General features: G+C 63.1%; 19 protein-coding genes. 7 read left to right on the forward strand and 12 right to left on the reverse strand.

The window, feature by feature from the left end:
• Nucleotides 1-163: 163 nt before the first annotated feature.
• From VF168_05730 to VF168_05765, 8 genes are all read right to left on the reverse strand, one after another.
• The gene (locus tag VF168_05730; GenBank protein HEX7003665.1) at nt 164-1333 is read right to left on the reverse strand and encodes an amino acid ABC transporter permease; all 1170 of its coding nucleotides are present in this window, start codon (nt 1331-1333) and stop codon (nt 164-166) included.
• Nucleotides 1333-2520 carry an ABC transporter permease subunit gene (locus tag VF168_05735; GenBank protein ID HEX7003666.1) on the reverse strand — a complete coding sequence of 396 codons (1188 nt, stop codon included), beginning with the start codon at nt 2518-2520 and terminating at the stop codon, nt 1333-1335. The genes VF168_05730 and VF168_05735 overlap by 1 nt, the downstream gene beginning before the upstream one ends.
• 63 nt (nt 2521-2583) lie before the next feature.
• Nucleotides 2584-3603, reverse strand: coding sequence for an amino acid ABC transporter substrate-binding protein (locus tag VF168_05740; protein HEX7003667.1), 1020 nt, complete (start codon nt 3601-3603; stop codon nt 2584-2586).
• A 95-nt stretch (nt 3604-3698) separates the two neighbouring features.
• Nucleotides 3699-4376: a hypothetical protein gene (locus VF168_05745; GenBank protein HEX7003668.1), complete on the reverse strand. Its 678-nt coding sequence runs from the start codon at nt 4374-4376 to the stop codon at nt 3699-3701.
• Between the two features lie 103 nt (nt 4377-4479).
• Nucleotides 4480-5568 carry an alanine--glyoxylate aminotransferase family protein gene (locus VF168_05750; GenBank protein HEX7003669.1) on the reverse strand — a complete coding sequence of 363 codons (1089 nt, stop codon included), beginning with the start codon at nt 5566-5568 and terminating at the stop codon, nt 4480-4482.
• An 89-nt stretch (nt 5569-5657) separates the two neighbouring features.
• The gene (locus tag VF168_05755) at nt 5658-6167 is read right to left on the reverse strand and encodes a 3-isopropylmalate dehydratase (protein HEX7003670.1); all 510 of its coding nucleotides are present in this window, start codon (nt 6165-6167) and stop codon (nt 5658-5660) included.
• Entirely contained in the window at nt 6164-7426 is a 1263-nt protein-coding gene (locus tag VF168_05760; protein ID HEX7003671.1) for an aconitase/3-isopropylmalate dehydratase large subunit family protein, read from the reverse strand. The genes VF168_05755 and VF168_05760 overlap by 4 nt, the downstream gene beginning before the upstream one ends.
• Before the next feature lie 19 nt (nt 7427-7445).
• Nucleotides 7446-8147, reverse strand: a complete 702-nt coding sequence (locus tag VF168_05765) for a FadR/GntR family transcriptional regulator (protein HEX7003672.1) — start codon at nt 8145-8147, stop codon at nt 7446-7448.
• Nucleotides 8148-8345: 198 nt separating this feature from the next.
• On the opposite strand from VF168_05765, the gene VF168_05770 reads away from it, so the two are divergent.
• Nucleotides 8346-8567, forward strand: coding sequence for a hypothetical protein (locus VF168_05770; protein ID HEX7003673.1), 222 nt, complete (start codon nt 8346-8348; stop codon nt 8565-8567).
• A 25-nt stretch (nt 8568-8592) separates the two neighbouring features.
• Here VF168_05770 and VF168_05775 read toward each other — a convergent pair whose 3' ends face one another.
• From VF168_05775 to VF168_05790, 4 genes are read right to left on the reverse strand one after another with little or no spacing between them, the layout of a single operon-like run.
• Entirely contained in the window at nt 8593-9369 is a 777-nt protein-coding gene (locus tag VF168_05775) for a creatininase family protein (GenBank protein HEX7003674.1), read from the reverse strand.
• Between the two features lie 10 nt (nt 9370-9379).
• A complete protein-coding gene (locus tag VF168_05780; GenBank protein ID HEX7003675.1) occupies nt 9380-10852 on the reverse strand; it encodes an aldehyde dehydrogenase family protein in 1473 nt (490 codons plus the stop codon).
• Nucleotides 10849-11928 carry a Gfo/Idh/MocA family oxidoreductase gene (locus tag VF168_05785; protein ID HEX7003676.1) on the reverse strand — a complete coding sequence of 360 codons (1080 nt, stop codon included), beginning with the start codon at nt 11926-11928 and terminating at the stop codon, nt 10849-10851. Before VF168_05785 ends, VF168_05780 begins: the two co-directional genes overlap by 4 nt.
• Nucleotides 11925-12701 (reverse strand): IclR family transcriptional regulator, encoded by a 777-nt coding sequence (locus VF168_05790; GenBank protein HEX7003677.1) that lies wholly within the window; start codon nt 12699-12701, stop codon nt 11925-11927. Before VF168_05790 ends, VF168_05785 begins: the two co-directional genes overlap by 4 nt.
• Before the next feature lie 294 nt (nt 12702-12995).
• Between VF168_05790 and VF168_05795 the strand changes: the two genes are divergently transcribed.
• The 6 genes from VF168_05795 to VF168_05820 all read left to right on the forward strand — a co-directional run bounded on the left by VF168_05795 (nt 12996) and on the right by VF168_05820 (nt 18200).
• Entirely contained in the window at nt 12996-14237 is a 1242-nt protein-coding gene (locus tag VF168_05795; protein HEX7003678.1) for an extracellular solute-binding protein, read from the forward strand.
• 106 nt (nt 14238-14343) lie between these two features.
• Complete coding sequence (locus tag VF168_05800) at nt 14344-15195, forward strand: sugar ABC transporter permease (protein HEX7003679.1); 852 nt, start codon at nt 14344-14346, stop codon at nt 15193-15195.
• Entirely contained in the window at nt 15192-16085 is an 894-nt protein-coding gene (locus VF168_05805) for a carbohydrate ABC transporter permease (GenBank protein ID HEX7003680.1), read from the forward strand. Before VF168_05800 ends, VF168_05805 begins: the two co-directional genes overlap by 4 nt.
• Before the next feature lie 27 nt (nt 16086-16112).
• Nucleotides 16113-16577: a RidA family protein gene (locus VF168_05810; GenBank protein ID HEX7003681.1), complete on the forward strand. Its 465-nt coding sequence runs from the start codon at nt 16113-16115 to the stop codon at nt 16575-16577.
• Nucleotides 16574-17215, forward strand: coding sequence for a bifunctional 4-hydroxy-2-oxoglutarate aldolase/2-dehydro-3-deoxy-phosphogluconate aldolase (locus VF168_05815; GenBank protein ID HEX7003682.1), 642 nt, complete (start codon nt 16574-16576; stop codon nt 17213-17215). The genes VF168_05810 and VF168_05815 overlap by 4 nt, the downstream gene beginning before the upstream one ends.
• Nucleotides 17208-18200: a sugar kinase gene (locus VF168_05820; protein HEX7003683.1), complete on the forward strand. Its 993-nt coding sequence runs from the start codon at nt 17208-17210 to the stop codon at nt 18198-18200. Before VF168_05815 ends, VF168_05820 begins: the two co-directional genes overlap by 8 nt.
• The last annotated feature ends 80 nt before the right edge of the window (nt 18201-18280 follow it).

The raw sequence follows: 18280 nt of genomic DNA on the forward strand, positions 1-18280 counted from the left end.
ACTAGTTGGTTCATTTTGTGAATGAATTATTATAGTCCTGCGGCAACAATGTCAAGTTGCCATGTCCTCCACCGCTCGGGCGCCGTCTTCGGATGAACCTCGCGCGCCGAACAACGCTCGGGCTTTCCGCACTTTTCTCCAGGGTCGCCCCGACCGGCGGTCGTTACCGCGCCAAACGTTTTTCCAGGGCGTAACTGGCCGACGACATCGCGTACGAAAAAACCGCGTAGATGAGGGCGATGGCTATATAGACCTCCTTGTAGAGGCCCAACCAGTCCGGGTTGTTTACGATGACATTTCCCATCCCCAGGAGATCGGTCAGTCCGACGATCGATACGAGCGACGTTTCCTTGAATAGCTGGATGAACTGGCCGGTGTTGGCGGGAATGACCGCCTTCAAAGCCTGAGGCAGGACGATCAGCCGGAGCGTCTGGAAACCTGTCAGGCCCAGCGCACGGGCCGCCTCGGATTGGCCGATCGCGACCGACTGCAGGCCGCCCCGTACATTCTCGGCGACATAGGCGGCCTGGAACAGCGCGATCCCGATGATCGCCCGGGTGACCTTGGGTATCGGAAAGTCTGGTAGGAACAGCGGTACGAACAGCTGGGCGAGGAACAACACCACCAGGAGTGGCACTCCGCGCACCAGCTCGATATAACTCGCCGCGAGCATGGAGATGATCGGCAGTTTGGAAGTTCGGGCGACCGCCAGGACGACGCCGATGGGAAAAGAAGCGACGATCGCCACGATCGAGATGAGCAGGGTGAGCAGCAGGCCGCCCCAAAGGTTCGAGCTAACGCCGCCGCCGCCGAGGTTGGCGCCAAGCAGGTAGATGAAGCCGAAGAACACGACGGTCCAGAACACGGCGAGCAGTCGCTTCGACGGACGCGTGAACCAGGCGATGAGGTAGCCCACGAAGATCGCGCCCACCGCAGCCGCACCGAACGTCCTCACCAGCGGGTTGCCTTGAAGCACCAGCAGCGCGACGGCGGTAATTGCCAGGACGACGAAAAGCACCGGATTCGCTCGGCGGGCCCGCCCCCACTGGAAGCCGAGCACCAGCGAAAGAGCGGTGACTCCCACCCAGATGCGCCACATCTCGTCGATCGGATAGGGGCCCACCATCAGCAACCGGAAGTTCGCCGGTACGACCGACCAGTTTGCTTCTGTGAAAGCCCAGCGCAGTAGGCCGCGCAGTAGCGCGCCCAGCGCCACAGCCGTGGTCAACGTCAAGAGGCTGTTGGCTATCGACGAGAAGAGGTTCTCGCGTACCCAGCGAATGGCTGAGCTCGACCTGACTTCGGTCGGAACAGCGCTGTCCTGAACCCTCATTACCTGGTCCTTATCTGCACACGGCGGTTGAGGAGGTTCACTCCTGCGGCGATTACGAGTGTGAGCGCCAGGTAGGTGAGCATCACCATCAGCATCACCTGTACGCTATTCCCCGACTGACTGCCGATCGTCGCCGAAAGCCCGAAGAGATCGGGATAGCCGACTGCCACGGCGAGGCTCGAAGCTTTCGTCAGGTTCAGGTAGATGTTGCCCAGCGGCGGCACGATGACTCGCATCGCCTGCGGCAGGATGATGATGCGCAGCGTGGTGAGGTAGCCGAGGCCCAGGGCGCGGGCCGCCTCCCACTGCCCCTTGGGAACGGCGGTGATGCCGCCGCGAATGACCTCGGCGATGAAGCCCCCGAAGTAGAAGACCAGCGCGGCAAGCAGCGCGGCGAACTCGGGGCTCAGGCTCACTCCTCCGGTTACACGGAACGTGCCCACCACCGGCATGTCGAGCCGCACAGCCTTGCCGCTGCTGTAATATCCGACGGCTACGAGAGCCGCGCCAGCGGCGAGGGCAACGAATGGAGCGAACGTGCGTCGCCCGCTCCGTCTCTGCAACCGCCCCAGAAAGGACCCCAGCAACAGGGCCGCGACGATACCACCCAGGCAAGCGGCCCAGAAGACGGTTGGAGCCTCTATCCCCGGCAGCACCAGACCGCGTTGAGATAGATAGATGTTGGGGCCGAACTTGATGGCGTCGCGCACGCTGGGAAGCTGTAGGACAACGGCGAAGTACCAAAATACGAGCTGAACCAAGAGCGGCGTGTTGCGCACGAGTTCGATATAGCCGAACGCCAGTCGATTGACCAGCCAATTGTTCGAGAGCCTCGCGGTACCCACGATGAGGCCGAGGAGCGAGGCGAGCAGGATGCCCAGGATCGTCGCGCGGAAGGTATTGAAGAGGCCGATCATGAACGCCTTGAGATAGCTGTCCTGTGGTGAGAACGTCAGGCCCTCAGAGATACGGAAGCCCGCAGGGCGTCTGAGGAATTCAAAGGAGGTGCTGAGGCCCTGCGCCTCCATGCCGCGTCTCAAGTTGAGCAGCAGCAGGACGGCTCCGGCGATTACGGCCAGCAACACTACGCCCTGCCAGATGTAGGGAAGTACCTTGGCGTTCCGATAGAAGGGGACCTGGCCGGCGCTTCCGCTCGAAGCTGGTGGTGATGTGCGCGTCTTCTGCATGGGGAAGCTGCTGCTACTGGATGAGGGGCGGCAGCGCTGCGCCGCCACCCCTCGAACCGTTGTCTAGCGGAACGGCGGTGAGTACATGAGCCCACCTTCTGTATAGAGGGAATTGATCCCGCGGGGAAGGTCGAAAGCGGTGTCTGGCCCGAGGTGACGGTTGTATATCTCGCCGTAGTTCCCTTCGGCTCTGATCACGCGGGCGGCGAAATCGGGGGCGAGGCCCAGGCGTTCGCCGGTGTCACCCTCGAGTCCCAAGAAGCGGCGGATCTTCGGATTGTCGGTATCGGCGAAGGAGCCGACGTTCTCCTGGGTAATCCCGAGCTCCTCGGCATTGATGGTGGCGAAGACGATCCAGCTGATCGCATCGAGCCAGACCGAGTCGTTCTGCGCCACGAACGGCGCCAGCGGCTCCTTGGAGATGGTTTCTGGGAGGATGCGGTACTCACTCGGATCAGAGGAGGTGGCCTTGCGGGAGACGAGCACCGAGCGGTCGCTGGTGAACGCGTCGCAACGCCCCTCCTCGAACGCCGACATCACCCGGTCGAAGTCCTGGTAGGTGACCAATTCGAACGGCACGTCACGCGCGCGCATGTAATCGGTGATGTTCTGCTCCGAGGTCGAGCCCTGGGCAGTGCAGATGACGGCCCCTTCGAGGTCGGTAATCGCTTCGACCGGGAGGTCGGCTCGCACCATCACGCCTTGGCCGTCGTAGAAGTTGACCGGGCCGAAGTCGGCGCCGGCGTCGCGTGTCGAGGTGCGAGTGGTGCTGCGAAAGACGACATCCACCTCGCCCGACTGAATCGCAGTGAAGCGAGTGGAGGAGGTCAAGGGGACGAACTCGACCTTGGTGGGGTCGTCGAAGATCGCCGCTGCCACTGCGCGACAGAAGTCGGTATCGAAGCCGGCGTACACCCCCTGCTCATTGAGCCCGCCAAAGCCGGGCTTGGCGTTGTGCACGCCGCAGATCAGATGACCCCGTTCCTTGACCATGTCGAGGCGCGACTCACCCTGGGCGAGGGCGCCTGACACCAACGTCAGGATGAGGGTAAGTAAGGTGACAGCCTTGAAGATCTTGAACACTTTGTTGCTCCTTGTCGTGCCGCTGCGATGGCGATCGGGAGGAATTGCAGCCTTTTCGAGTAGCTGCGCCTAGTGGCGGATTCAGTGACGGTTCGCTACCGGATCACCCCCTTCTCGCGCAGGATCTGATCGATCTCCGGCTTGAAGAGGACGCCCGCTGCGATCTCCGAGAGGCGCGCTGTTTCGCTCTCGACCTTGGCGACCGCCAGCTCGGCGATGGTGGGAGCGTCGTCGAGCGGCACGATTGTGACGCCATCCTGGTCGGCCACGACCACATCGCCGGGGCGGACCGCTACCCCACCGCAGGCGATGATCGTGCCGATCTCCCCGGGACCGTCCTTATCGCAGCCCGTGGGGCTGAGCCCGCGGGAGTAGACCGGCAGATCGAGTTTCTCGAGATCGAGGCCGTCGCGAACCACGCCGTCGACGACCACAGCGCGGATGCCGGCCCGCACCGCGGCATTGGCCATCAGCTCGCCGAAGCCGGCATTGGCGACGTTCCCCTGCGTGTTGACCACCAGGATGTCACCTTCCCGGGCGAACGAAAGGGCCTTGTGCATCATCAGGTTGTCCGCCGACCTGGCCCAGACCGTTAGGGCCGCACCTATCACTCGGGGTGAGCGCCACAGCGGACGGATTCCCGGGTCGACCGCGCCGAAGCGCGACATGCAGTCGGCCACCTGGGAGCTTGCAGCCGCTCCGAAAGCAGCAATCAGCTCGTCGCTCGGCCGCTCCCATTCGGAGTTGATTCGAAATCCTGCTCTTCCCTGCACTTTCTCCTCCTTCTCACTCACTGCTTCGAGCGGCTGCCTAGCCGTTCTCTCGTTCAGCATCCGGCGTCTGCAGTACACCGGGCGGTCGGCGCCGCCCACCCGCTCACCCTCGGAGCATTTCCGAGCCCGCTGCTACGCCCGCCCCCAAGTCGACAGCGCTCTCAAGATCGTTCAGAGTGGCCGCCAGGAAGTGCAGGTCGGCGAGGATGTCGGCCTCGGAGACGCTGCCCATGGTGCCGATGCGGATCACCCTGCCGGCAAGGCGGTTCCTCGAACCCGCGATAACCGTGCGGTAGTTCCGGTAGAGGGTCTTCACGATCTCCCCACCGTCGAGTCCCTCGGGTACGGTCAGAGCGGTCACCGAGTTCGATGCGGCAGGCGGCTCGGGGAAGCTTTTCAGGCCCAGTGCGTCGCAACCGGCACGAAGCGCAAGGGCAAGACGGGCATGGCGCTCGAGCACGTTCGCCACGCCTTCCTGATGGATCATCAGCAGCGCCTCGCGTAGGCCGCCAATAAGGGAAATGGCGGGAGTGAAAGGTGTCTCCGACTTCTCGGCGGCAGCCGCGGCCTTCCGAAAATCCCAGTAGAACCGGGGCGTCGAGCGCTCCTCCCTAACGACTCGCCAAGCCCTCTCGCTGACGCTGGCCAGTCCCAAGCCGGGAGGGCACATGAGGCCCTTCTGCGACGCCGAGATGACTATGTCGGCCCCCCAGCCGTCCTGATCGACCTCGACGCAGGCGAGCGAACTCACCGCGTCGACCACGAGCAGGGCGTCCGAACCCCGTACCCTCTCGCCGATCCGGGCGACATCCGCCACCACTCCGGTCGAGCTTTCGTTGTGGGTGATGAGCACCGCCCTGTAGTGGGCGCTCGCAAGTTTCTCCCCGATCGCTTCAGGGTCGGGCGCTGTCCCCCATGGGAACTCGAGACTGTCCACTCGAGCTCCGTAAGCGGCGGCGATCGCCGCGAAACGCTCTCCCCACTGGCCGTTCTTCATGACGAGGACCCTGTCACCCGGGGCGAGGATGTTGGCGAGACTCGCCTCCATCATCCCGGTCCCGGAAGCGGCGAAGAAGAGGACCCGGTTCTCGGTCCCGAACAGCGGCCGCAGCAGCTCCTCGGTTTCATGCAGCAGCTCGCGGAACTCGGGCCCGCGGTGATTGACGAGTTCGCGGGCGATCGCTCGTTGCACCCGGTCCGGCACTTCGGTAGGGCCGGGGAGCCGAAGTCGATATCCCCGGACGGCCTCGTTCCTGCTGGCGACTGGGGTGGTATGCCCCATCAGGAGCGGAATCCGCCATGACGGGCGAAGTAAGGCACCAGGCCGCCGGCTTCGAAGATTCCCACCATGATGCCGGGGATCCTCTGTCCGGCGATCGTGCGACCGGTCGTGACGTTGTTCACGTTGATGGCTTCCTCCACGGAGATCTGTAGCCGGTCCCCCTCGGCGATGGATGAGGTGTCGCATTCGACCGGGAGCAGACCGTTGTTGATGGCGTTTCGATAGTAGGTGCGAGAGAAACTCCGGGCGCACACCGCCCTGATGCCGGCAGCTAGCACGACGGTGACAGCCACCTCCATGGCCGAGCCGCAACCGAAGTTCTCGCCCGCGACTATCAGGTCGCCCGGCTTCACGGTTGCGGCGAACCCAGGGTCGAGGTCCTCCAGCAGGTAGTTCTTCAGGACATCCCCATCCAACGTGTCGCGCTTGCGGCGCGAGGAGATGATGTAGTCGGTATTGATGTCATCACCCAGCAGTCGAGCTCTGCCCTCGATCGTCAACACGCTCACGCCAGGAACTCCCGAGGGTCGGTGATCCGACCGGTGGCGGCAGCTGCCCCGCAGGTGGCCGGCGACGCGAGGAAGATGGAGGCGGTGCTGTTGCCCATCCTCCCCTTGAAGTTGCGGTTGGCTGTCGAAATCACGTTGGCGCCGTCCGGCGGGATGGCGCCCGCGGTACCGCAGCAGGCTCCGCAGCCGGGCGTCGTCAGCAGCGCGCCCATGGCGAGCAGATCGGCCATTGTGCCATCGGTGAAGAGGCGCTCCATCACCGAGCGCGAGGACGGCGTGATGACGAGCTGCACACCCGGGGTGATGCCGCCCGCCGCCTTCAGAACCGCGTGCGCCTCGTGGAAGTCACGCACCTGACCGGCGGTGCAGGTGCCGAGGAAGACCATGTCGACCCTGGTGCCGGCAACCTCCGATACCGGCGCGACGTTATCGGGCAGGTGGGGACGAGCGATCAGCGGCACGAGCTCGGAGAGGTCCAGCTGCAGCGTCGATGCGTAGATGGCGTCGGGATCAGGCGCGATGGCTTCGAAGCTGTTGCGTCCTCGCTCCCTCAAGAACCGCTCGGTCTTCTCGTCGGCAAGGAAGATGGCCGCCTTCGCCCCCATCTCGGTGGACATGTTGCTCAGCACGAGGCGCTCCTCGAGAGCCAGCCGGCTTGCGCCACCACCCACGAACTCCAGTGTGCGGTAGGAAGCTCCGTCCGAACCGAGCAGCTTCAGGAGCGCCAAAACGATGTCCTTCGGGTAGACGCCGGCAGGCAGAGAACCTTCGAACTCGACCCGGATCGACTCGGGGATCTTGAGCCAGATGCGCCCCGAGATCATCACGGCCGCCAGGTCAGAAGAGCCGATGCCGGTCGCGAAGGCGTTGAACGCGCCGTAGGTGACCGAATGGCTGTCTGCCCCAACGGCAAGATCGCCCGGGCCTGTCAGGCCGTTCTCGATGACGTGCTGGTGGCCGATGCCGTTGCCCGCTTCGAACAGGCGGATACTGTTGGCGGCAGCGAACTCCCGGGTTAGAGCGTGCAGATTCGCCGTCCTCGCGCTCGCGGCGGGGGCGTAGTGATCCAGGGAGACGATGAGCCGTTCCGGGTACAGCAAGCGCTCGCCGCCCATCTGCTGGTAGTAGTCGATCGCCATTGGCATCGAGGCGTCTGTGCCGAGCGCGAAGTCGACTTCGCAGACGGCCAGGTCGCCGGCGTGGCCGTCGATGCCAGCCTTCGCCGAGAGGATCTTCTCGCTGATCGTCTTGCCGCTCACGCGATAGCCATCAGTCTCTTCACTGAACTCCGGTAAGCAGTTGGACGACCCGCTGGCGGTGGCGGATCATAGCTGCCCGCGCTTCCGCGGGATCACGTGCTGCGATGGCCCGATAGATCGCCTCGTGCTCCTCGAACATCTCCTTTTTCCGCTCTTCGGTCAGGAGCTTCTGTCGGATCCCCTGTACCAGGTCGACGTGCAGGCTCATCATCCGCACGAATACGAAGTTGTGGGTGGCCGCCGCGATAGCCAGATGGAACGCCTTGTCCCCTGCGCCCTCCTCGGCCGAGAACGCTTCCGGGCCGTGCAACGCCTCATGGATGCTCTTCAGGTCTTCGGCCGTGGCCCGCTCGCAGGCCAATTCGACGATCCGCTCTTCGAGTGCCTGTCGTGCCTCCATCAGATCCACTGCCGCTGCGGTCCGGAGTTGGTTCACGTACTCCTCTGGCGAAGTCGCGAACTCGAGCGAGTCGAGTTGACGTAGTCGCCGCCCACCCCCTGCTCGAGTCACTATCACGCCTTCATGCTCGAGGATCCTGAGCGCCTCGCGGAGGGTTCCCCGGCTCACGTTCAGCCTCTCGGCCAGGTACCGCTCGGGGGGGAGCAGGTCGCCCGGTTGCATGCGCCCCTCGCTCATGAGCACGTGGAGTTGGTCCAGGATCATCCGGTGTAGTGGAACCGCATTGAGCGGTTTGAGTTTCTCCCAGGTCTCCGTGCTCACGCCTTCGTCTCATCCCGTCCGGTGAATTGGTCGATTGGTTGGACCAGTTCAGGAACATTACCCCGAATATCGAGCCGCTGTAAAGGGACCGACCTGAATCGCGGGTCGCGCGAGATGCATGTTCCACCTACCTGGCGCGCGGCCGGGATTAATCGCAATGGGGCTGCCTCATTCGAGCAGAACCGTGGAGCAGAAACTATGCGTCGTCTGGCCAAGTATCTGCTACTGCTGAGCAGCTTCACCCTTCAGACCGCTCCGGCCTTCGCGGCCCCGCCAGGAGCTGTTCCGGCAGCACTGGCAGGGGATTGGTACCAGGGCAGCGGATCCAGCGCCCACTACTACGACCCCAGCACCGGCGCCTACGAAGGCGAGGTGCCGGAGGTAGCGACCTTCTTCCGGGAGGTGGGTCGGGATCGGTAGGCGTGCAGGGGGCGAATACTCGCAGCTACCAGGCCTGGAAGTCGTGCAGGAAGGCAAGCAGCTCCTCGCTGCAAACCCTGAGGATCCGTTCGCCCTTCTCCAACGTCGCGAGTGAGGGGTCCCCGAAGGTGCCAGACGAGGAGAGCTTGTCGAAGGGGATGTACCGTCTCGCCGGAGCACCTTCGAACAGATCGGTCGAGAGGTAGCCCGAGGGTAACTCCGGATAGGCGACTTGCGCCTCGTCGAGCTTCACCTGATCGGGCTGTGTCGCCAGCATCAGGGAGGTCTCGAACTCCCCGGCGTGGCCCGTGCCTCCCACTCGTGATTCGCGCATTTCGGCGGCGCGACTGGCTACCAGATGCCAGTAGGTGAGCGCGACGACGCGTTCCGTCTCCAGCTTCCGTTCCCCGAGTCGCGCAAGAGCAACATCCATCGCCGAGATGTTGCCCCCGTGTCCGTTCAGGAGAAGGATCCGCCTTACGCCATGGTGGAGCAGCGAGATGCAGATGTCTTCCAGCACCGAGATGAACGTCTCGGACCGAAGCGTGATCGTTCCCGGGAGATTCATATGGTGAGGCGACAGGCCGGTCCAGAGAGTGGGCAGGAGGAAGACCTTCCGCCTCCCCTGCCACGACTCGACCGCCCGCCGCGCCACCGCCTCGACTGCGAAACCGTCAGTCCCTACCGGTAAGTGATTCCCGTGCTGCTCGATCGATCCCACGGGAACGACCACGATCGGATCCTCCGCAATTGCCTGGCCCAGCGACGGCGAGGTGTTGTCTGCCCAGTTCGAGCTGTTCACGAGGGCCGCCTTATCCCAGGTCGATGCTTATGGTCTTGAGGTCGCTCATCTCGCGCAGGGCATATTTTCCGCCCACCCGGCCGACTCCGCTGAACTTGCCCGACGCACCTCCGAAGGGCACATGCAGTTCCCAGTAGGTCGAGGCGTCGTTGACGTTCACGGTCCCCGTCTTGATCCCTTCGGCGAAGTAGTAGGCACGGTTTATGTCCTGGGTGAAGACGCTCGCTACGAGGCCGAAGGTGTTCCGGTTGGCGATCTCGAGCATCTCTTCGTCGCTGCTGACCCTGATCAGCGGGACGACCGGACCGAAGGTCTCCTCGAGGTTGAGTCTGCTGTCGAGGCTCACATCGCTCAAGACGGTTGGCTCGAAGAATAGGCTGCTTCCGAGGTCCCCCCTCGACCTCCCGCCGAACATCACGCTCGCGCCCCTGTCGACGCTGTCGGCGAGGTGCTCGGCCACCTTCTGAGCCACCCCGGGGTTGTTGAGCGGCCCCATGCTGCTTTCCTTGTCGAAAGGATCTCCCAGCCGCACGTTCCTGGCCGCCTCCACAGCGCGCTCGGCGAACTCTTCGTAGATCCGGTGGCCCACGAGAACGCGCTCGGATGAGGAGCAGATCTGGCCGGCGTTGGAGAAGCTGCCGCCGCAGGTTGCCGCGATCGCCTTCTCGATGTCGGCGTCGTCCAGCACTATCACGGGACCGTTCCCGCCCATCTCCAGAAGGCATGGCTTGCCAGCGGCGCGGCGGGCGATGTGAACACCGGTAGCGGCGCTCCCGGTGAACCCGACCGCATCGACGTCAGGATGACCGACGATCTCGTCACCCACGACGTCTCCGGGCCCGGTGACGAGGTTGACGATGCCTTCCGGCAGACCCGCTTCCACAAGGCACTCCATCAGCTTTACGGCACAAACGGATGTCGTTGGCGCAGGCACCCAAACTATGGCGTTGCCGGCGGCAAGCCCCGGAGCGAGATACTCGACCGGTATGTTCATCGGGAAGTTCCACGGTGTCACCACGGCATAAACCCCGCGCGGCTGATAAATGGTGAACACCCGCTTCCTAGGATCTTCCACCCTGATGGTTTCGCCCTCGAGCCACTTGACGTGCTCGGCCGCGTTCCGGAACCCCTCGATCGCTTTGCCTACCTCGAACAGGGCCTCGGACCAGAACGGCTTGCCCTGGTCCTCTGTGAGCGTCCTGGCGAGTTCCTCGCGGCGCGCTTCCATGACGTCGGCTATCGCCAGCAACATCTTCGAGCGCTCCCACACAGACATCGAAGCCAGTCGGGGTTGGGCTTTGCGCGCCTCCGCCACCGCCAGCCTGGCGTCTTCCCTGGTACCCTTAGGCAGCGTGGCTATGACTCGACCGGTTGCAGGGTTGAAGGCTTCAAACGTTTCTCCGCCCCCGCTCTCGACCCAGCGACCGCCGATGAGCATGCGCAGCCCTTCGACCGTTTTCTCCCGTTTCACATCTGTCGTCATCGCACGATCCTCTCACTCGAATTGAACTTGAAGTCCGATCCGTTCAGGGGAAGCGCTTCGCTCGTACTGGAGCGGAGCGATCGATGAAGGGCGGCACAGAGTTCCACCGCTGCCAGCGCGCTCCATCCCGTCGAAACCGGCTCCGCGTTACCAGCGAGGCAGTCGAGGAAGTGGCCTACCTCTTCGCGAAGCGCGCCTGTCACTCGTCCATGCAACCGCGGCCAGTGCCTGGTTTCCGGGATGCGCCAGCCACCTTCGTCGACACCGATCAGGTTCATGTTGCGGAAGTCGAGCGACAGCATCCCTTCCTCGCCGAACACGTCGAGTCGCACATCTCCGAAAGGTAACCACTCCGCGGGCGCCCGCTGCGGGTTCCAGGAAGTCGGCAGCGTCCACCCGCTTTCGACGGTAGCGATCGAGCCGTCGCCGTACTGGAGAACGGAAACTACCACGTCGGGAGTTCCGTAGCGTTGGGAGATTATTCCGTGAGCAGCTGTTGCCGTCACTGCGACGGGAGCATCCTCCCGCATCCAGTTGAGGATGTCGAGGTCGTGAACTGCGAGGTAGTCGATGACGTGGGCTCTACCTTTGAACCGTTCGGCTTCTGTCCTTAGACCGTGTCTTCGCGCGAAAACGGACACCACGTTACCGATTACGCCTCCTCTGACCGCCAGCCTGAGGTTCGCATAGACCGTCTCGAACCTCAAAATGTGACCGACCATGAGCAGCGTGCCTGCCTCCTCGCATGCAGCCAGCATCTGCCTGGCGTCGCTCAGGGTGTGGGCAAGGGGCTTCTCGACGAGGACTGCCAGTCCGGCAGCTGCGGCGGCGTACACGGGTTCAGCGTGGAGGTCATCGGGGGTGGCGACTATCAGCCCGTCGAGCTCGAAGCCGGCGACGAGCTCCTCCAGAGTGTCGGCAACGCTTGCTGCGTGTTCCTCCGCGACCTTCTTTGCCGCCTGCCTGTCTCTGTCGAAGACAGCGGCTAGCTCGGCGTTCGCAGCTTGAGCCAGGGTGGCAGCATGGAGTGAACCCATGAAGCCGCAACCGACGACCCCGATTCGCAGTTGACTCACGATGGCACCGAGGTGTCAGAGCGGTGCGGGATGCTCGCCGCCTCGCCGCCACCCAGTTCTCTCGAGATCATCTGGGCGAAGTCGATCGCGACAGGAGCGAGCTCCATCTGCCGCCTCTCGTCGATGTAAATGGTCGCCCCGCTGATACTGAGGGCAGCAATGACCTTGCCACTCGAGTCCCAGATCGGGGCCGCCACGCAGCGAGTACCGGGTTCGTTCTCCTCGCGGTCGAACGCATACCCCTGCTGCCTCACCGATTCAAGTTCTTGCAGGAGCTGCTCACGGTCGGTGATGGTTCTGGGCGTCCTGGCGGGCAGGTCCAACAGGTGGCGATCCCACTCATCTCGTGGACGATGGGCGATGAGCACCTTCCCAAGTGCCGTCAACTGAGCCGGCGTCCTCAGACCGATGTGGGATCTCATCTGGAGTCCACGCTGACCCTCGATCTTGTCGAGATAGATGATGTGTCCGTCCGAGAGTTCCCCGAGGTGGACGGTCTCCTTCGTTCGGCGTGACAACTCCTCCAGGTGAGGCCTGGCAATCTGCAGGTAACTGAGTTGCCGTTTGGCCTTCTCGCTCAACTCGAGCAACCTGTACCCCAGCAGGTAACGATGGTCCTGATAACGGAGGAGGCCATTGTCGACCAGCACTGCAGCCAGTCGGTGGATGGTGCTCTTGGGCAATCCGCTAGATCTGGTCAGCTTGGGCAGGGTGTCGTCGCCGTTCGCAACGAACTCGAGCAGCTGTATTCCCTTGACGAGTGCTTGACTCACTTTCCACCTTCTTCGTCTATCTGCTGTCCCACCTGCTGGGACGCTGTCCTCTATGTTGACACGCCTCTGGGGGCACTCTATACTCGCGACACAAGTAACGCAACGTGCTTCGCCCGCTCGACGTGGCCAGAGCGCGCGGGACGCAGTCCGGCCGCCGGCTGCTCGACACCCCTGTCACGGAGGTTCTCGCCTGTCACAACATGGGTCTTCTGCTAACAGTTCGCCGTGTCCGATATTTTCCAACTCGAGGAGGATTCAATGAAAGCTACGCAGAGGCATTCGAGAAGTTTGGTAATGGTGCTGGTCCTGGCGCTTCTCTCGATCGGGTTCGCCCAAACCGACATCAACTTCGCCGTCTGGAACTACTCTCTCGACACTGTGCAGGACAACATAGCGAAGTTCGAGGAGGCGCACCCCGACATCGATGTCTCCCTCAGCGACTACACCTGGCCCGACTTCCACGACACCATGGTCCTGCGTTTCCGCGGGGGGAATGCGCCGGATGTGCTGTACGTCGGACAGGATTGGCTGCCTGCCTGGGCGTCGGCTGGTTGGCTCACCCCGCTGTCCGAAGCTTGTCCAGACCTGACCAAGTACAACCAGGACGCCGCCGACTACGCGGTGAGCGACATGACTTACCAGGACCAGGTGTACGGTCTCCCCTACTACGCAGACACCATCAGCTTCCTCTACAACGCCCAAGTTCTCGAAGAGCACGACATCCCCGTTCCCGAGACGTGGGAAGACGTTCTCCAGGCCAGCCTGCAACTCAAGGAGGCGGGCATGGAGAAGCCGTTCGTCTACGAATACAACCAGGAACTGCCGAATTTCTACGACGCATTCGTGGCCCAGGTTTACGGCCGCGGCGGCGACATGTTCGACGAAGACCTGAACCCGCTCTTCGACGATCCTGAGAGCAATGCATTCAAGCATCTGCAGTGGCTGCAGGAGGCAAACACCGAACACGGAATCGTTCAGTTGGTCCCTCACGAGACCGATGTGATCAGGACGATGAACACCGGAGAGCACGCCTTCACCGTCGTCTACAACTACGTGCTGGCAGCGATGAACGAAGAAGCGACTCAGCCTCTCGCCGGAGATTTCGCTCTCGCCCTCATGCCGGGCGAGGCACATCAGACTCTCGGCTTCGCCAAGTTTTACTCGATCTCGAGTGCAGCCGCGAGCGATCCCGAGAAACGGGAAGCCGCCTGCGAGTTCATCGAATACATGGGCGGGGGTGACTACCAGGTCGCTACCCGTTGGGCCGCCGAGAAGGGCCTCGGGTTCGCTCAGCTGCCGCTGTTCGAAGACCCTGCGGTGATCGACAGTTGGAACGACTGGGTCGATATGGACGTGTTGAGGCAACAGGTGGCTACCGCCAGGAGTGGCACCTGGACCGAGTGGACCTCGATCTGGAGCGCCTACTTCCGCCCGCTCCTGGCACAGGCGATGGCGGGGCAGATGAGCGTCGAGGAAGCGATGAACCTCGGCGCGGAGAAGTGGCTAGAGTACCGCGAGATGGTACGCGGCGGCTAGCCGAAACAGTCGCGACCAGGTGGGGTTCGGCCATCGGCACGGCCGGACCCCGCTTGCCGCAGCCGACATGACCTATCGCCGATCCCTTCCTGCCTATATCTGGGTTTTGCCGGTCCTGGTGCCGGTGTTTCTCTTCACTCTCTACCCGGTAGCTCACGCGCTCTGGAAAAGCCTTCACCGGTCGCAGCTGCTGCTACCCGGAGAGCCGTTCGTGGGCCTGGCCAACTACGCCGACGTCCTGAGCGAACCCACCATCTGGACCTCACTGCAGAACACCCTCACCTTCACGCTGATCGCCGCCCCGGTGACGGTGGCATTGGGCCTGGGCGTGGCATATCTTCTGTTGGCCGATTACCCGGGACGCATCTACGTCCGTTCCGTCGTACTGCTCCCGTGGGCTCTTCCGGGCGCCATTACGGCCGTCATGTGGACCTGGGTCTTCCACCCTTCGTGGGGGCTAATCAACCATGGGCTGCGACTGGCCGGCCTCATCGACAGCAATATCCAGTGGCTTACGGAACCGGCCCTCGCCAAGGTGGCCGTGACAGTCGCGCACATCTGGGCCCAATTCCCGTTCGCGGCCGTCCTCATGCTGGCGGCCCTCTCGTCGATCGACGCGACGCTCTACTCGGCGGCCAAGGTAGACGGGGCCAACACCTGGGAGCGCTTTCGCTTCGTCACCCTCCCCCAGATAAGCACCATGATCGCGGTACTGTTGGTCTACGAAACCTTGATCGCGGTCACCAGCTACGACGTGACCTACGCGATGACCGGGGGCGGCCCCGGAAATGCGACCACACTACTCTCCTTCCAGATCTGGAAGCAGAGCTTCAGCATGCTGAACTTCGGTAATGGCGCGGCCCTGGCCTTCCTCACGGCACTGCTTTCACTGGTCTTCATAGGCCTTATCCTGTGGGCCATCCCGGCCGAACTGTTCAGAGCGGATGACGAGAAGTGAGCAGGAACAGAGTCCTCTCCCGAACGATGCTGCTGGTCGGTGCGCTGCTCGTGTTCCTGTTCAGCGCTGGTCCTGTGATACTCAGCTTCATAGGAAGCATCGTGCCGGACCAGGCGATCTTCTCCTATCCCCCAAACTGGTTCGAGTTCGGGATCAACTTCGACAACTACCGCTACATATTTACCGGCCAGCTCCCGGAGGTGTACCAAGCGGAGGGTGCCAGCCGCAGCATGATCTCGGACGCAGCGAGACAGGTTCCCCGCGCGCTGCTCAACAGCATGATCGTCTCCGGAACCGTTGCCCTGATAAATCTGGTCCTTGGCGGGCCAGCCGCCTACGCCTACGCCCGCCTGCGATTCCGCGGTCGCCGTCTGACTTTCATGGGGCTGATCATGGCACCGCTCGTACCGGCTGTGGCGCTGATCGTGCCCTACTACCTGCTGGTGCAACAGTTCGGGCTGCTTGGCACCAAACTGTCGATGGTACTCATCCACTCGATCATGACGCTACCCTTCACCACGTTGATCCTGTCGGTGTTCTTCGGTCGCATCCCCGACGAGCTGGAGGATGCGGCGAAGGTTGACGGCTGCACGCCGTTCCAGGCGTTCATCCGCATCTTCGTACCGCTCATCAGACCTAGTCTTCTCGCCACCGGTCTCTTCGCGTTCATGCTCTCCTACGCCGAGTTCATGTTCGCTCACGCATTGGGCGGCAGTGCCGACAGCCGCCTCCTTCCGGTCGTCATGACGGCACTCGCTCGCAATACCGATGTTTCCTGGGGCCTCCTGAACGCCTCGATCTTCATAGCCGTAGTTCCTTCCCTGTTACTGGTCATAGTAGTGTGGCGCTTCGTGGTCGAGGGGCTGCTGGCAGGGAGCGTCAAGGGGTAGCAAGGAAATGACAAGCAGAGGTACTAGATGACAGCCGAGAAGAGAGTCGTTGAACTTGGATTGCAACTTCCGTCGCCGCCGGCCCCGGTAGCGTCCTATCTACCGGCCGTCCGATCCGGCCAGCTGCTGTTCGTGAGCGGGCAGGGTCCTACGAAGGACGGGGTACCGGTGTATCGCGGCAAGGTCGGCGGCGAGCTTTCGGAAGATGAGGGACGCGACGCCGCCCGCCTCTGCGCGATCAACCTGCTGGCTGTGCTGCGGAGCGAACTGGGGTCGCTGGATGAGGTAACGAGGATGGTGAAACTCCTCGTTCTGGTGGCCAGCGAGAATGGGTTCGACCGCCAGCCGTTCGTGGCCAACGCCGCCTCCGACCTGCTGGCGGAAGTGTTCGGTCCAGCTGGGCGGCATGCGAGGAGTGCAGTGGGTACCAACCAGCTGCCTTTCGACATACCGGTCGAGATCGAGTTGATAGCCGAGGTCGGTTCGAGATGAGCAGTCCCGACTTCAAGGACGCGTTACGGCGGAGCAGGGTGATCGCGATCGTCCGCGGCGACTTCGAAGTGGCGCAGTACTTGACCATCGCCCAGGTTCTGTTCGAGGCCGGCATACCGGCGGTCGAACTCACTATCGAGAAGCCCAATGCGCTCGAAGCGATCGCCAGACTCTCCCGCGAGGGTCCTGATGATCTCTGGATCGGAGCCGGCACGGTCCGCACCGGCGAGAGCGCGCGCAAGGCTCTGGAGGTCGGCGCCCGCTACCTGATCTCTCCGGGCTTCGTCCGTGACGTCGCCGAGGTCGCCCTCGCCGCCTCCGTCCCCTACCTCCCCGGAGTCTTGACCCCCAGCGAGGTCGAAACGGCCGTGGCAGCAGGACTCCGGACGGTGAAACTGTTCCCGGCCAAACCGCTCGGACCGGCATACCTGGAAGCACTGAAGGCTCCCCTGGCCGATGTCGAATTCGTACCCACGGGCGGGATCCAACCGGCCGACGCTCGACAGTTCATCGAAGCCGGCGCCCTGGCGGTGGGCCTGGGCAGCTCACTCACGGGAGTGAATGCCGATAGGGTCGAGATCGAGGAACGGGCGGGTCGCCTACTCGAGAGTCTCAGGTCGGGAGCCGCGAGTGCCTGAGGTAGCAGGCAGAGAACCCCGATTCGACGTGACTTCGATCGGCGAATCGATGCTCAGGCTCTCGGTGGGTATCGGTCACCGTATCGCTTCTGCGGGCTCCTTCGACGCGCATGTCGCCGGGGCAGAATCCAATGTCTGCGCCGCGCTGGCGGGACTGGGTCGCAAGACCGGTTGGGTATCCCGGCTGCCCAAGAATCCGTTGGGTGAACTGGTCCTCGCCAGAGCACGCAGTTGGGGAATCGACACCGAGCAGGTGGTCATGGCGCCCAACGGCAGGCTGGGGACCTATTTCGTTGAGTTGGCTGCTCCTCCTATGCCCGCCCGGGTGACTTATGACCGGGCAGGCAGTGCTTTCAGCGAACTGACCCCCGATGAGGTCGACTGGGAGTACCTGCTCGACACACGCCTCCTGCACCTCACCGGCATCACCCCGGCCCTGGGCGGCGCGCTGCCATCGTTGATAACAGACGCGGTTGCGCGCGCGAAGGAACGGGGCATACTGGTAAGCCTCGACGTGAACTACCGCGCCCAGCTGTGGGCAGAGGAGGAGGCGGCGAGATACCTGAGGCCTCTGCTCGAGGAGATCGACCTGCTCTTCTGCAGCAGTAACGACGCTATACGCGTTTTCGGGCTGGAAGCCGGTGATTCCGCTCAACTCCTCACCGGGCTCAGGGCGATGACCAGCGCAAGGCACGTCGTAGTAACGCAAGACAGCGAGGGCGCGATCGCCTGGAGCGACGGGCGTCTGTTGCATCAACCTGCCCTTCCAGTCACGATCGTTGATCGGATCGGGGCAGGCGATGCCCTTTCTGCAGGCGTGATCGACGGGGTGCTGGCTGGGGACGCCCAGGGAGGTCTTGCGAACGGGGTGGCGTTGGCGGCGGTAGCACTTTCTCAGCATGGGGACGTGGTCTCGGTAGGGCGGGATGAGTTGGCAATAGTCACCGCCTTCGCCAACATCCGAGGAACCAGCGTGCTCCGATAACGGCCAGCCTCTCTGCCACCGGTGGTACTGGCCGTCCCGACCTGCTCAGATGCGATCACGCTTTGATGCGGTCACTCTTC

This window comes from Trueperaceae bacterium, assembly GCA_036381595.1.
GTDB lineage: Bacteria > Deinococcota > Deinococci > Deinococcales > Trueperaceae > DASVCN01.

Bases quoted from the DNA above. Each gene is read 5' to 3' on its own strand.
- VF168_05730 (HEX7003665.1), bottom strand. From the start codon at position 1,333: ATGAGGGTTCAGGACAGCGCTGTTCCGACCGAAGTCAGGTCGAGCTCA.
- VF168_05735 (HEX7003666.1), bottom strand. From the start codon at position 2,520: ATGCAGAAGACGCGCACATCACCACCAGCTTCGAGCGGAAGCGCCGGC.
- VF168_05770 (HEX7003673.1), top strand. From the start codon at position 8,346: ATGCGTCGTCTGGCCAAGTATCTGCTACTGCTGAGCAGCTTCACCCTT.
- VF168_05780 (HEX7003675.1), bottom strand. From the start codon at position 10,852: ATGACGACAGATGTGAAACGGGAGAAAACGGTCGAAGGGCTGCGCATG.
- VF168_05795 (HEX7003678.1), top strand. From the start codon at position 12,996: ATGGTGCTGGTCCTGGCGCTTCTCTCGATCGGGTTCGCCCAAACCGAC.
- VF168_05810 (HEX7003681.1), top strand. From the start codon at position 16,113: ATGACAGCCGAGAAGAGAGTCGTTGAACTTGGATTGCAACTTCCGTCG.
- VF168_05815 (HEX7003682.1), top strand. From the start codon at position 16,574: ATGAGCAGTCCCGACTTCAAGGACGCGTTACGGCGGAGCAGGGTGATC.